Source organism: Phycisphaerae bacterium (assembly GCA_012729815.1).
Taxonomy (GTDB): Bacteria; Planctomycetota; Phycisphaerae; order JAAYCJ01; family JAAYCJ01; genus JAAYCJ01.
In genome coordinates, this window is sequence record JAAYCJ010000141.1 from 1 (window position 1) to 14844 (window position 14844).

12 protein-coding genes are annotated in these 14844 nt (G+C 63.6%); 7 read left to right on the plus strand and 5 right to left on the minus strand.

The annotated features are described in order from the left end of the window. The 4 genes from GXY33_09535 to GXY33_09550 all read right to left on the minus strand — a co-directional run. Nucleotides 1-613: FAD-binding protein (locus tag GXY33_09535; GenBank protein ID NLX05373.1), on the minus strand; the 613-nt coding region annotated here is incomplete at its 3' end. Between the two features lie 172 nt (nucleotides 614-785). Next, nucleotides 786-1889: an alginate lyase family protein gene (locus GXY33_09540; GenBank protein NLX05374.1), complete on the minus strand. Its 1104-nt coding sequence runs from the start codon at nucleotides 1887-1889 to the stop codon at nucleotides 786-788. A 10-nt stretch (nucleotides 1890-1899) separates the two neighbouring features. Beyond that, entirely contained in the window at nucleotides 1900-3234 is a 1335-nt protein-coding gene (locus GXY33_09545) for an alpha-glucosidase/alpha-galactosidase (GenBank protein ID NLX05375.1), read from the minus strand. Nucleotides 3235-3396: 162 nt separating this feature from the next. Continuing rightward, the gene (locus tag GXY33_09550) at nucleotides 3397-4689 is read right to left on the minus strand and encodes a citrate synthase (GenBank protein NLX05376.1); all 1293 of its coding nucleotides are present in this window, start codon (nucleotides 4687-4689) and stop codon (nucleotides 3397-3399) included. 259 nt (nucleotides 4690-4948) lie between these two features. Between GXY33_09550 and GXY33_09555 the strand changes: the two genes are divergently transcribed. The 7 genes from GXY33_09555 (at nucleotide 4949) to GXY33_09585 (ending at nucleotide 14545) form a co-directional block, all read left to right on the plus strand. Beyond that, nucleotides 4949-5965, plus strand: coding sequence for a LacI family transcriptional regulator (locus GXY33_09555; GenBank protein NLX05377.1), 1017 nt, complete (start codon nucleotides 4949-4951; stop codon nucleotides 5963-5965). Beyond that, nucleotides 5962-6741 (plus strand): DUF1559 domain-containing protein, encoded by a 780-nt coding sequence (locus tag GXY33_09560; protein ID NLX05378.1) that lies wholly within the window; start codon nucleotides 5962-5964, stop codon nucleotides 6739-6741. Before GXY33_09555 ends, GXY33_09560 begins: the two co-directional genes overlap by 4 nt. A 79-nt stretch (nucleotides 6742-6820) precedes the next feature. Next, entirely contained in the window at nucleotides 6821-8878 is a 2058-nt protein-coding gene (locus GXY33_09565) for a hypothetical protein (protein NLX05379.1), read from the plus strand. Then, nucleotides 8875-10551: a hypothetical protein gene (locus GXY33_09570; protein ID NLX05380.1), complete on the plus strand. Its 1677-nt coding sequence runs from the start codon at nucleotides 8875-8877 to the stop codon at nucleotides 10549-10551. The genes GXY33_09565 and GXY33_09570 overlap by 4 nt, the downstream gene beginning before the upstream one ends. 117 nt (nucleotides 10552-10668) lie before the next feature. Continuing rightward, complete coding sequence (locus tag GXY33_09575; GenBank protein ID NLX05381.1) at nucleotides 10669-11457, plus strand: sugar phosphate isomerase/epimerase; 789 nt, start codon at nucleotides 10669-10671, stop codon at nucleotides 11455-11457. Nucleotides 11458-11585: 128 nt separating this feature from the next. Beyond that, nucleotides 11586-12320 carry an SDR family oxidoreductase gene (locus GXY33_09580; protein ID NLX05382.1) on the plus strand — a complete coding sequence of 245 codons (735 nt, stop codon included), beginning with the start codon at nucleotides 11586-11588 and terminating at the stop codon, nucleotides 12318-12320. A gap of 23 nt (nucleotides 12321-12343) precedes the next feature. Next, complete coding sequence (locus tag GXY33_09585) at nucleotides 12344-14545, plus strand: hypothetical protein (GenBank protein ID NLX05383.1); 2202 nt, start codon at nucleotides 12344-12346, stop codon at nucleotides 14543-14545. A gap of 35 nt (nucleotides 14546-14580) precedes the next feature. Here GXY33_09585 and GXY33_09590 read toward each other — a convergent pair. Continuing rightward, nucleotides 14581-14844 (minus strand): beta-galactosidase (locus tag GXY33_09590; GenBank protein NLX05384.1); only part of this gene is annotated, 264 nt, incomplete at its 5' end.

Consider the following 14844-nt stretch of genomic DNA (forward strand, 5'->3'; position numbering starts at 1 on the left):
CGCTGACCCCGGCCAATCCAGCGAACACGCCCTCAGCCAACCGCACCGGCCCGAGTGCGGGCATCGGCGCAACGACGCTGTGCCCCAGCCGCCGAGCCAGTTCGAACCCGTCACCGCTCGAGCCGGTTCGCGGATATGACCGTCCGCCAGCCGCGATCACCACCGTTGCCGCCTCAAGGTCGCCCTCAGCCGTTGATACGTAGAATCCGCCGGACGACTCAGATCGAACATTCTGCACCGGCCGGCCCAGAATCAGCCTCACACCGGCCTCCCGGACATGACGAACCATTGCCTCGGTGAACGCCGCCGATCCGCCGCGGACCAGCCGTCGGCCCTGGTCACATTCAAGCCGAAGGCCCAACTCCGCGCAGAACGCCTCAAGCAACTCCGATCCGAACGCCGCCAGGGCGCTGCGCAGAAACGGTCCGCTTGGCCCCATCTCGCGTATGAATCGATCAAGCGGCACATCCGGGCTGATATTACCGTTGCCGCCGCCCGAGAGCCGCAGCTTCCGGCCTACCTGATCGTTCTTTTCGAGCAGGGCCGTCCGCAGACCGCGAGCGGCAGCGGTGGCGGCGGCCATCAGTCCCGCCGGGCCCGCTCCAATTACCATGCAGTCATATCCAGTTTCCAGCTTCATAACGACCGCAATTCTATCGCGAAACCGCCGACGGTGCGCTTGCTTTCGGCTGCTTCTCACGATTGCCTGCGCCAAGCTGATTGTACAGGCATGCCGGTGGATATCTCGGCGACTTCGGCGAAAAAGGACCGTGGCAACTGTCCGATCAGTCGACCGGCGGGCGTCGCTCCCACAGCCGGGGATTCGCAAAGAGGCCGGGCCGCTGGCGACCGTAGATCGGCGGCGGGTCATCCTGCAGCCGATCCCAAAGCGCCAGCCAGTCCTCACGCCCCAGGGCCCGTCCCGCCAGGAGCAAGGCGGCCGGCGGCGGAGGCGTGTCAACAATTCCTTCGGGTCTTGGATAGGGCCACACCTGCGATCCGCTCAGGTACGGCAACAGGTAATCGAGCACGCGAACCAGCCCGCGGCCGTCGTCGGTCTCAAAGCGGAAGAGATCTTCACCCGGTCCGCTCAGCAGCAGGCAGTTGGCGGCCAGGCCGTTGAGGCCGAGGATCGCATAGGAGAATGGCCGGGTCCGCGCCAGCTCCCGCGGCATTCGCCCGTCGGGTTCGACCTGCTGTGGAATGATGATCTCGCGGTAAAGTTGGCGACACTCCGGCAACCGGTCGGTCTGGCCCGAGAATCGCGAAAACGCCGCGGCCTGGGCCAGCCACAGAATCGAATGATTGTTCGGCTGATCCTTCTCGCTGCGGCCGTGATCGCTGGTCAGCAGCCACCGGTTGTACCGCCCGAACCACTCCCGCAGGCCGCTCACAAGCCCGGCGCTGAGTCTGTCTTTCAACTGCTCGACCGCCAGCGTCAGCTCGATCAGGCCCGATGTGTCGATGATTCCAATGCCTCGCCCGCGACAGACGCCGTGGATCGCCTGTCCGTACTCAAGGTGCGGAGCCATCGCCGTCCGCTCGTCGAGGAACCACGTTGCCAGCAGCCGTTCGACCTTCTCCAGCCAGCGCCGCTCCGCGGTCAACTCATACGCTACGGCCAGCCCGCCGACCGCAGCGGCAAGGTCGTGCATGGCGTTAAGGTGGGCGAGAAATGCATCTGGATTGACGAATCCGTCGCGGCGGATGTGCGGGCCGTCGGGATCGTCCGGATTGGGCCACCAGTAGGGGCCCTCGGAGTAATAGTCGTGCTCCGTTCCGCCGCTTCGCGGACAACGGAGAAACGTCACGCTGTATTCCGGGCCGGCCAGATACCGCTTGGCCTCGGCCAGTAGGCGTCCGCGTTCCGCTTCCGTCGGGTCGGTCATCGTTCCGGCGCTACTTGAATTTCGGCAGCATCTCGCCGTGGGCCTCGATCAGGTCGTCGCAGAGCCGCCGGATTTGATCGAGCGGCAACTCATCCGCGGTGTGCGGGTCCAGGTACGCCGCCTGGTAGACCGCATCCCGCTTCTTTGTCAGCGCCGCCTCGATCGTCATCAACTGCACGTTGACGTTGGTCCGGTTTAGCGCCGCGCACTGCTCGGGCAACTCACCCACGTAACAGCCCTGGACGCCGTTGCGATCGATCAAACATGGTACCTCGACGCACGCCTTGGCCGGCAGGTTCGTGATCAATCCCGTGTTCAGGATGTTCCCGTGGATGCGGAACGGCCGATCCGTTTCCATCGCCTCCATGATCCCGGAGGCGTATTCGCAGGTCTTGGTGTGGGTGATCTGGCGGTTGTTGACCAGTTCATCCCGCTGCTTCTTCCAACCTTCGATCTGGTTTACGCACCGCCGCGGGTACTCGTCCAGCGGGATGTTGTACTCCTCGATCAGCTCCGGATACCCGCTCTTGATCCAGTACGGGCTGTACTCGGCGTTGTGCTCCGACGACTCGGTCACGTAGCAACCGAACCGGCGCATGATCTCCAGGCGGATCATATCATGGTGCTTCTCGCCTTTCTTGCGGGCCTGGTCGAGAATCTTGAACGCCCGTTTCTTGATCTCGGGGTACAGATCCTTGTTGCCGTCGCGGATCTCCAGCAGCCACGCCATGTGGTTGATCCCGGCGATCCGCCACTTGAGCGTCTTGACCTGGTCGTTCATCCCGACAATGTTCAACAGATGCCTGGCGCAGCCCTGCACCGAATGGCACAGCCCGACCGCCCGAACCGCCGTTGCCTGCTGCATGGCGCCGGTGATCATCGCCAGCGGGTTCACGTAGGTCAGGAACCACGCATTGGGGCAGACCTGCTCCATGTCGCGGGCGAAGTCGAGGACCACCGGGATCGTCCGCAAGGCCCGGAAAATCCCGCCGATGCCCAGCGTGTCGCCGATCGTCTGCCGCAGGCCGTACCGTTTGGGTACTTCGAAGTCGATCACCGTGCCCGGATCGTAGCCGCCGACCTGGATTGCGTTGACCACGTAGTCGGCTCCCTTGAGGGCCGCTTTGCGGCTCTTGACCCCGCAATGAGCGGAAATCCTCGCCCGCCCGTCGTTGATGTTCTCGTTGAGCCGGTCGAGCATGAGCTTCGACTCTTTGAGCCGCTTGGGGTCGATGTCGTACAGGGCGATCTGAGACTCCCGCAGGGCCTCCGTAAGCATGCAGTCGCCCAGCACGCTCTTGGCGAATACCGTGCTGCCGGCGCCCATGAATGCGATCTTGGCCATTCCTCATTCTCCTCAACGTAAAAATGGCGTCCAGCCTGGATGCACAAAACGCGGGATTCTAGCAACACACCGGGCCCATTGCCAGAGGCATTTGCCAGAGCCGAGTGACGAACCGCCGGCGGCCAATTCCGCCGGCCAGACGAACGCCGACCGCCGCCGGTCTCAGTAGTCCCGTTCCTTCAGCGGCTGGTAGTCCACCTTGTTCGACCCGATGTAGACCTGACGCGGCCGCGAGATCCGGGCCCCGGGCTCGGCGTGTTGCTCGCGCCAGTGGGCGATCCAGCCCGGCAGACGCCCGATCGCGAACATCACCGTGAACATGTTGACCGGGATATTCAACGCCCGCAGGATGATCCCGCTGTAGAAATCCACGTTCGGGTACAGCTTGCGCTCGACGAAGTACGAATCCTCCAGGGCCAGTTCCTCCAGGCCGCGGGCGATGTTCAGCAGCGGATCGTTGACGTTCAGCTTGGCCAGCACCTTGTCCGTGGCCTCCTTGATGATCCGCGCCCGAGGATCGTAGTTCTTGTACACCCGGTGCCCGAACCCCATCAGGCGGAACCCGCTGTTCTTGTCCTTGGCCAGCTTGATGCACTCGGCCGGGCTCATCCCGCCGCGGTGGATCTCCTCGAGCATCTCGATCACCGCCATGTTGGCCCCTCCGTGCAGCCGTCCCCACAGGGCGCAGACGCCCGCCGCGCATGAGGCGAATACGTTGGCCTGGCTCGATCCGACCATCCGCACCGTCGAGGTGCTGCAATTCTGCTCGTGATCCGCGTGCAGGATCAGCAGCAGGTTCAGCGCGTCCTCGATCTCCGGCTCGATGACGTGCTGGTCGTACGGCATCGAGAACATCATGTGCATCAGGTTCGCGCAGTACCGCAGCCGCGGGTCCGGGTAGATGTACGGCAGGCCCATCGACCGGCGGTACGAAAATGCCGCGATCGTGCGAATCTTGCTGATAAGCCGCGCCGCAATCTCCTCGAACGCCTCCACGTCGCCCGGCACCAGAAACTGGTAGTGGAAGCACGAGAGGGCGTTGAGCATCGCCGAGAGCATCGCCATCGGCGGCGCGTCCACCGGAAACCCCTCGAAGTGGTGCTTCATTGCCTCGTTCAGGTGGGCGTTGGCGGTTAGACGCTCGCTGAACCGCCGCAACTCGCTGCGGCTGGGCAGCCGGCCGAAAATCAGCAACCACGCCACCTCGACGAAGTTCGGCTTCTCCACGAATTGCTCGATCGGAATGCCGCGGTACCGCAAAACGCCTTTCTCCCCGTCGATGAAGGTGATTGTGCTCTGGCATGATCCGGTGTTGCCGTATCCGGGATCCAGGGTGATCACCCCCATCTGGTTGCGAAGCTGGGAGATGTCGATCGCCACTTCCCCTTCGGTCCCGCGAACCACGGGAAGCTCAATCCGCTTATCCCCGATAGTCAGAACGGCCATTTCCGCCATGGTGACTCCTTTCTTCGCATCCGTGAACAACCAGCCTACCGCCAGCCCGATTACTATACCATGAGCACCCCTGTGCGGCAACCCTGGCGGGCCGTGCCAAACGCCTTGGCCGCAAGACCCTGCAAAAAAGCGCCGAGGGCCCTTGACATCGCCAGGGTTCTCGTGGTACGATAAATCTATCTGAACCGGTTCAGATAATCATGGACGAGGGCTTCGTCGAATGGCGCCCCGTATCATCGACATCGCGAACAAAGCTGGCGTGGCCAAAGCGACCGTTTCGGCGGTGCTGAACGACAAGGCCGACCGGATCGGCATTTCCCAGAGCACCCGCCTCCGCGTCCTCCAGATCGCCCGGCAGCTCGGCTATCAGCCGAACGCCGCGGCCAAGGCCCTGGCTACCCGCCGTACCGGCCACATCGGCTTCATATTATCGGACACCGTGGAGGACGGTTGGGCCAACGTCTACTATGCCCATTGCCTGCTGGGCGTGGAGCGCGAGTGCCGCCGCCGCGGGTACGGGCTCACCATCAGCACGTACAATCTGTCCAATCTGGACACCTTCGTCTTCCCGCCCAAGGTGGGCCAGCGGAGCGTCGACGGGTTGATCCTGGCCGATTGCGTCGGGGCCGAGGTCCTGGCGCGGTTCCGGGAGTTCGGCATCCCACTCGTGTGCATCGGCGACGACGTGGAGTCCTCCGAGCACATCTGCGCGGTGACATCCGACTTTGTCGGCCATCATCTGCAGGGCATTCGGTATCTGGCCGGGCTGGGCCACCGGCGGATCGGATTCCACATTCCCGACCGGCGCCGGGCGCGGGAGCTGGCGGAAAAACTCATCGACATTACGGACCGCGACCCTCAGACACGCCACTGCGAGGTCACGCTGATGATGACCGCGGGCCGGGCGGCGGGATACCGCGAAGCGGACTCGGTGATGGACCTGTGGCTTCGATTCCCCGACGATACAAGGCCGACGGCGCTCTTCGGCACCTACCAGGTGATCCTCGCCTTCATGAAGAACCTGCGCAAACGCGGCCTGCGGTGTCCGGACGATGTGAGTCTGATCAGCGGGTACGACGCCCCGTTCTGTGCCCTGGCTGAGCCGGCAGTTACCTCGGTGCGGCAGGACATGGCCGGTCTGGGCGAGAGGGCGGCGGCGATGATCCTCGACCACGTCGAAGGGGAACGCGAACTCGAGCCGGGTTCGCATCCCTGGGAAGGGGTCTCGGAATTGGTCGTTCGCGAGACGTGCACGTCGCCAAGGAGCAAACCATGACAAAGAATTCGAAATCGCCGGTCACGGATTGCCGGACGCCGACGCGGACCGCGTGGTTCGCGGACGATCGCAAGCGGAGAACGCCCACGTCCTTTACGCTGATCGAACTCCTGGTGGTGGTCGCGATCATCGCGGTGCTGGTGGCCATTCTGTTGCCTGCCCTCTCAGCCGCGAGGGAGCAGGCCAAAGCGGCTGAGTGCGCGTCAAACCTTCGCCAGCTCGGCCTGGGAATCTTCAACTACGCCGAGAACCACAACGGCGTCATGTACAAGGCATACGTTGACGAATACGACTGGCGGGTTCACCCGTCGTCCTGGTGGACCTGGGCGCTGTATCTGACCGGCTACCTTCCTCACCCGGAGGCCGCCGGTGGCGACAGTCGAAGCCGGATCTGGCGATGTCCCACCGCCGAAACCGACGCCGCGGGCAACGGCTGCAAGGCCGCGGTGAACTACACCTACCTGCGCATGTATAACGAGTACTGGTGGGAGACGACGACGACCGCCATGTGGTGTCGACTGGACGGGATCGACAATCCGAGCCGGCAGATATTCCTGATCGACGGCGTCCTGAGAGGCGAGGACCTCGGAGGCGGCAGCGCGGGATGCATGTCCGGCGCCGGGACACGCTTCGGGATGATCATACCGGAGTACTTCCTCAGCGGATCGGCGGGATTCGTCCACGGCGGAAACGCCAGTATGCTTTTCTCCGACTGGCACGTCGCCGGCTGTTTCCGCCACGACGTGACCAGGGACATGTGCGACAATCCGGATTAGGTGAAGCGATCGAAGTCGGCGGTTTTTTCAGAACGGCTTCCTTGAAGAGAATGACCTCTTGTGACGGGAGTGTGCGCTGATGGTGCGTATCGCGGTATTGGTATGTGTGCTGTGGACTCTCGGATTCGCCGGTGAAGCGGTCGCCGCCGCGACCGCGCCAGTCGAGGAGATGATCGGCGATTCCGGATTTGAGGGAACGCTTAACGCCGACCACTGGTACTTCGCCCAGGATGGTACAGACTGGGATGGGTTCAAGGCGTGGAAGGAAACGAGCGAGGCCGCGGCGGACGATCGGATCAAGACCGAAGGAAAGCGGTCGCTGCGAATGACGGGCCCGGCCACGGTGGTGAGCAAGGCGTTTCCGTACAACGGAGAGAAGCTGATCTTGAGTGGCTGGATTCGCACGCAGGACATCAAAGGAAGCGGATGGTGCGGAGCGGGGATCCAATTCGTGGGCCTTGACGCGGATGGGAAGCACTTCTGCCATCACGACCTATGGATCGGTTTCGGAACGAACGACTGGCGGCATCATCGAGCGGAGCACTCCTTCCCAGCCGCGGTCAAGAAGGTCCAGGTCTGGATTCGGATCTTCGATACGGCGACGGGCACGGCGTGGTTCGACGACGTTCGTCTCCAGCGGATTCCCATCGGTACGGTCCGCCCTTTCGACCCGACACAGGCCACGGTGACGATCGACGCGGGCAAGCCGGGCGAACCGATCCGCCATCGGGTCTGGGCCGGAGTCGACGCGGCGTTCGCATGCTGGCTGGTCAGGCCGGACGTTCAGGAAATGCTCCCCTGGCTGCAGCGGGCGGGTTTCGAGATGATCCGTATCCACGAAATCTCCAACGGTCTGGAGATATACCCTTGCGACGACGATTCGGGAAACCCGGTCTACAACTGGGAGCGGTTCGACCTTGTCTTCGACGCGCTGCTCAAGCACGGCCTGCGGCCGAATATCACGCTCGAAACGACGCCGCAGGCACTGGACCGGCCGGGGACCAAACGTCCCAACTTCCAGAATACCGACCCGCCGCGGGATATGGCCCAATGGGGCCGGTACGTCGAGGCCATCTTCGATCATGCCGTCGGGCGCTACGGCAAGGACGAAGTCCAGAAGTGGTTCTGGGAGATATGGAACGAGCCGTGCTTCCCCAGCGGGTATTACACCGGAACCCGCGACGAGCTGGTTGAGATCATGGACCGGTGCTACCTCGCCGCCGAACGGATCGAAGAAAAGTACGACATGAACCTGATGATGGGCTTGACCAGCAGCGGCGACCGCTCGGGCGAGGAGGCGTTCCTCAAACGCCTCTCGCAAATGGGCCGTCTGGGCCAGGTCGATCACTACTCGCAACACTACTACGCCGGTGGCTCCTCATCGCTTCGCATGTTCCAGGAGGCAATCCCGGCCTTGTGGGATTTCGAAAAGCAGTTTTCGGGCCTGAAGTTCAAGCAGGTTGGATGCACGGAATGGAACTGCAACTCGAGGCAGAGTCCGCTGTTCGACATGCCGTGGAACGCGAGTTTTGCGGTCAAAACGGTGCGGATCATGCTGGACGAAGGGCTGGACTATGCGACGTACTTCGGCCTGGTGGACCATCCGGAGATCCCGCTGCCGCCGCCGCTGTTCGTCCCGGGCGGCGCTATGGGCATGTTCACGCGATTTGCCAACCCGGTGCCCAAGCCGGTCTACAACGCCTTTGTATTTCTCAACGAACTCAAGGGCGGCCGGCGGCTTGGTTTCGAATCGAGCAACGACCCGATCGACGGCCTGGCCGTAGTCATGCCGGACGGATCGGTGCGGATCATTTTGGCCAACTTCGACGAGGACACCTCGCGCCAGCCGTATCAGACCAAGGTGACGGTGGCGGTAGGGGGGCTCGACGGCGGCGACTACCGGTGCACCCGCCACTGGGCCGCGGATGAAACGCACGGCAACACCTGCGGCAAGTGGGCCGAGATGGGCAAGCCCAACGTGGACGATGAGAAGGCCAAACTCCAGGTGGCTGAGGAGATCAAGAACATCGCGATCGAGCCTGCCACGGTCGTCCGCGAGAACGGCGAGGTCACGCTCGTGCTGGACGTGCCGAGCCCGGGAATTCGTTTTGTGGAACTGCGGGAGACGCCCAAATGAAAACAATCAGAATCATCCTGTTAACGTGCGTCATCGCTGCGATGCTGGATCAGGCCGCCGCGGACAACGCCGACGGCGCGCTGGCCACGGAGCATTGGCCGGCGACGCTTCCCGCGGCCTTCGCCGGGGATTCGATGACGATCGACCGGATCACGATCAGTCCGAAGAGCGGCGAATCGCGGGCCCGGTACGACGATCTGATGATCGGACCGGACCTGAGCATGGTCGATGCGCCGCATTCGTCCATGCTGATCACCGCTGAAGCGGTCCTGAATCCGGACTCCCAACTGAGCAAGGGTTTCGTCGAGAGCCTGCGCGCGACCGGGTCCAACGCGGTTCGCCACTGGGCGGACGGGCCCTGGTGGAATCCCCTCGGCGCCGAAGCCACCATCCGCACCCTCGTGGACGAAGGCCATGAATGGGTCAAGTACGATACGGAGCAGAAGATCGCCGATTGGCCCAAGACCTGGCCGGACGGGTTCCAGGTGATCGATTTCTTCGCCTCGCGCGGCTTCGACCAGTCCCTCACCGTGGCCACCAACTACGTCGATCCGGACACCGGAAAGGTGTACCGCACGCGACAGGTGTGCAACGACGTCGACGGCGTCCTCGCCAGGGCGGCCCAGGCCAACGCGGGAAGCTTCGCCCGCCATTTCCGCGACAAAGGCTACAAGACACGCCTGGTCATCGAGATCGGCAACGAAGCCGTTGGATACGACAAGGACGGCCAGCCCAGCGAGCTCGAGTACGCGCGGATGTGTCGGGCGTATATCGACGCGGTCAAGTGGGCGAACCCAACGGTCGAGGTCGCCGCCGTTGGTGGCAGAACGGGTATGGAAGGGGTCGACCCTTTGTACTCAGCCGCGTCGATCGGAATGGGCAGCCGGCGGTTCTTCCGCGCACTGGGCAAAGACATGACCGGTAAGCTCGATCATTACGTACTGCACATCTATGATGGCTATCACTATCGCGACCTCAGTAACGCCCGCGTCAGCGATATCCCCGACATGCTGGACAACTGGCGGTCGGACCTGGACGCCGAAGGTTTCGCCAAAACCCGGATTTTCATCACCGAGTACCGGTTCAACCTCTGGAACCGCTCGTGGCAGACGGTCGGAGCCGCCCTGGCTGAGGCGGCACGAATGATGATGCAGGTCGCGAATCGACGGGTCTCGGGCGTCTTCATCTACTGTGCGCCCATCAGCGCCCTGTTCAACTACTCGGACGGCACGACCTGGACCCTGGTTCAGCCGCCGGGAGAGAGCATCCCCGTCGAGACGAAGAACGGCCACATCGTCGACACCAAGCCGGACCTTGGCCCTCGCTACCGCATCCTTCCCACCGGCTATGTCCAACAACTCCTCGCCGAAACCTGCCGCGGAGAATTGGTCGACGCGATGGCCGTCGGCGACTACGGTGCGGTGACGTATCTGCTGACCCGGGAGGGTCCGACCTGTCGCCTTCTGGTGGCCAATCTTCAATCATCGGCGGTTCAGATCAACGCACCCGGCCTGACCGCGGGCAAGACCTGGGTCTTTCAGGGAACCAGCCTCTCAGCGGAGCCGGCCGACACGATCGACCAGCCCTATGGGATTAAGGAGACCGTATTCGACGGCAACGTGCCGCCGTCCTCGTTGACGCTGATCCTGCTGCACAGTGGGAAAGAACAGTAATCCCCTTGGAAAAGGCTTGTACTTCACCCGCCGGACGCTATAAACCTGCGGTTTGTGCATAGCTTCTCCGGAATGACGGCGACTGCTTGATGACGTTGAGTTCAAAAAGAGGTTCACATGGCCAAGTATAATTTCAAAATCGGGATCATGCTGGATTCGTTGCGGCTGCCGGTTGACGAGGCTTTAGCTGAAGCCCACCGCCTCGGAGCCGAGGGCATCCAGGTTTACTGCGTCGGCGGCGACCTGCACCCGGACCGGCTGACCGGCCAGGCCCGCCAGGACTTCCTGGCCAAGGTCCGCGACAACGGCTTGGTCATCTCCGCCTGGTGCGGTGAACTGGGCGGCTTCGTGGTCGATCGGCCTGAAGCCGAACACCGCGTCAGCGAGACCCTCAAGTTCCTCGAACTGACCGCCGCCACGGGTATCAAGGTCCTGACCGCCCACGTCGGCTCGTTCCGCGGTCAGCCGCAGGACAAGGTGGACAACTGCCGCTGGGCCCTCGAACAGGTGGGCAAGCGGGCCGAAAAGCTCGGCGTCACCTTCGCCACCGAGACCGGGGCCGAACCCGCCGACGAACTGCGGACTTTCCTCGACGACCTGGGCCAGCCCGGCCTCGGCGTCAACTACGACCCGGCCAACCTGGTCATGAAGGGATGGGACCACCTCGAAGGCGTCAAGGTCCTCCGTGACTACGTCGTCCATACCCACGCCAAGGACGGCCTGTTCGGCCAGGGCAAGGAAGTGGCCCTCGGCGACGGCGACGTGGATTTCCCCGGCTGGGTCGCCAATCTCAACGCGATCGGCTTCCACGGCTTCCTCGCCATCGAACGCGAAGTTGGCGAGAACCCCTCAGCCGACATCGCCCGGGCCATCGGCTTCCTGCAGAAACTCCGCTCGGGCAAGTAGCGCCGAAACCGGACCTCGTGCTTCGCGGACGCCACAGGTATCGGATGCGGTGACGCCTGGACCTTGCACCGAACCGCTGCGATGGTTACATTCACTCCGCCCGCAAAGTCACAAAGCAAGGAGGCCCGATGGCAAACCGACTTTTCGGCAAGGTGGTGCTGGTGACCGGGGCCAGCCGCGGCATCGGCCGGGCGACCGCGACGGCCCTGGCCGCTGACGGGGCGACGGTGGTCCTGGCCGCCCGGGCCGTCGACGAACTCGCCCGCACCGCCGAGGCCGTCCGTCAGGCCGGGGGCGAGGCCCTGACCGTCCCGGTTGAACTGACTGATGAGGCTTCGATCCGATCGCTGGTGGCGACCGTCGAACAGAAGCTGGGCCGCTTGGATGTCCTGATCAACAACGCCGGCGTCACCCACTCCGGTCCGCTCCAGGACACGCCGACCGACCGCTTCGACCACCTGATGGCGGTCAACGTCCGCGGCCCGTTCATCCTCATCCGCGAGGCTCTCCCGCTGCTGTGCCAAAGCGACTGCGGCATCATCGTCAACGTCTCTTCCGTCGTCGGCGTCAAGGGGTATCCCTACCAGTCCGCCTATACCGCTTCCAAGCACGCCCTGCGCGGGATGTCGATCGCCCTGGCTGAGGAACTTCGAGCCGAAAAACGCAACGTCCGCGTCCACGTGATCTGCCCGGGCGGCGTCGATACCGAAATGGTCTCCCGCGTCCGACCGGACATCGACAAGCAGGACCTGATCCGCCCGGAGGAGATCGCCGAACTGATCCGGTATCTGGTGACCCACGAGGGCAACGCCGTGGTCGATGAACTCCACATCCGCCGGGCCACCTCGTCACCGTGGTTCTGAGAACCATCACGCAAGGAACTGCCATGCACACCGACCAAGGTGCGTTCGTTCCCCAAACAGACCTCTCCGAACATCTCAGTACAGGCAAGCTGATGGACGCCTGGTATCTGCTGGCCAACCGCGACGTGGCCTTGCTCGTCGATACCGTCAAGCCGCGCATCCTGCGGCTCTTCACCTTCGGACGCTTCGGCACGTTCCAGCAGCTCGTCTACGACACCAACGGCCACGAAGAGGATCTCGGTATCTGGGGCATCGTGCCGACCTATCACGCCGACGGTCGCCGCTTTACGCCATTCCTGCACCGACCGTGCGTCTACGAAGACAACGGGCCCCAAGAGCTGATCTTCGACGAGAAAAACCGCCGCATCGACATGCGGGGCATTCGCTGCTTCGATCAGGACGGCCGGCAGGGGGGGCTGATCAACCTGCGGATCGCCCTGTCCGACGCGACACTGAAGGTCGAAGTGGACTACCCGCCGCAGGCCCAGCGGACGGAACTGGTCAGCCTCTGGTATCCCCTCTATACCGACTTCCGCAGCCAGGACGGCAAGCTCCGGCCCGTGGAGTTTTTCCAGTACGGATTTCATGGCTACTATCCGGATCGTTTCGATCAGGTGGTGGGCGCCAGGCTGCAACTGCTTGACCGCTACGGCCGGATGCCCAGCCTGCGGGTCGACGCGGGCGACAACCAGTGCCGGCTGATCTCCCACACCGACAAACAGCGTCATTCGGCCTTCCGCCTTCAGGTCTCGATTGAGGGTGATGGCCGGCCCGACGCCGTCACCTTCCAGTTCGTGCCCAATCCGGTCACCATCCAACTCAAACCCTACTACCGCGCCGGCGGCAAGGAACGCGTCGCTGTCCTCAGCCGCGAGAAACCCGCCGTGACGATCGACGAAAAACCGGTGCCCGTCCGAAGCGGCAGCAGGGGAGTTTGGACCATCAGGGTCGCTCCCGCCGCCGGCAAGCACCAGATCGTCGCCCGCACCGACCGCGGCCAATCCCAGCGGACCTTCGCCGCTCTCGACGACCCGCGGCCCGCCCTGGTCAAAATGGGCCGCGCCTCCGCCGCATTGCCCTGGCCCGCCGGTCCGCTCAAGAACATCATGCCCTATTTCTATCACCTCGACTTCCTGACTCCCGCCGGCCGTGGTGAAGGCATCGATATGGCCTGCGGCTACGGTCCTCACGCCCTGCGGGCCTACTGCATCCAGGTCACCGCGGCCTTGGTCGACCGCGACCGCACCCTCCTTGACCGTTGCTTTGCCAGCCTCCGGACCCTCATCCGAAAGGCCCACTGTTGCGACAACGGCGACCTGATCCTGCCGCATGGCCTGGACTTCGCCGGCCAGCCCACGCTGATCGAGTCCTCGCGGCCCTCCGATGCCTGCCTGATGGTCCGCGCCATGCTCTACGCCCACCATGGGTTCCGTCATTTCGACGACCGCAAAAACGCCGCCCGGTGCCTCGACTACGCCTGGCGCTTCGCCCACGTCCTGACCCGCATGCAACAGCCCGACGGGAGCTTCTGGCCGCGCTATCGCTATCCGACGCTCGAACCGGTCGGCAGCGAACCGATGGGCACCGTCAATAACTGGGCCATCCAGCTCTGGGAACTCGCCCGTCTTCTCGACGCTGATCATCCCGACCACGCCGCCTGCCTGCGCGACATCTGCCTGCGGCACGTCGACTTCCTGCTCGAAAGGAAACACCCGTCGCTGCTTAAAATCGCCGGCGGCGGCGAGGACCCGCCCAACTACATGGACGCCCTGGCCACCGCCTCGCTGTTCCTGCTCATCCAGTATGAAGCGACCAAAGACCCGCGCTACGCCGAATGGGCCAGGCAGGCCTTCACCATGGCCGCACTGAGCACCAACCTCTTCATCGATCAGCCGCACAACTTCTTCCATGCCTCTTGCGGCTTTTTGCCCCCGTTCTACGATCAGCCGCCGTTGCCCTGCAAGGGCGGTATGCACGACCTGACGCTCCTGGAGGCCGGCTGGTATCTCTACGAATACCTGGGCTTCCGGTTCGGACGCGACGTGGCCGCCTGCAACTTCGCCGACCGCCTGATCGACGGTATCCTGCCCAACGGCGCCCTCTACGGCATGACCGTCGAAGCCCCCAACTACTACTACCGCCGAACCGACGCCGCCGAGACCCTCGACTTCGGCGGCGTGGGAATTCACGGCTTCCACTGCGTCGAAGCCGCTCTCAAGCAGTAGCCCAGAAACACGTCCGCCAGAGTCGCTCGCCGATCCTACTTCGGATACGCCGTCTCTCCCTCGTTCGCCCGCCGCAACTTCGTCAATACCTCCGGCGCGAACTTCGGCTCGCGGTCGTAGTAGTACAACCCGTTGGTCTCCTGCTCGATATCGTAGAGTTGCGTATAGCACCACCCGCAGAGGTTCGGCGTCCCGTTGAGCACCTCGATCGTCTCGACGTACCGCCGCACGAACTCCTCCTCGGTCTTCGGCCGCTCGCCATAGCCCCAATCGCCGCCGCTGCTCCGCGGATTCCACCA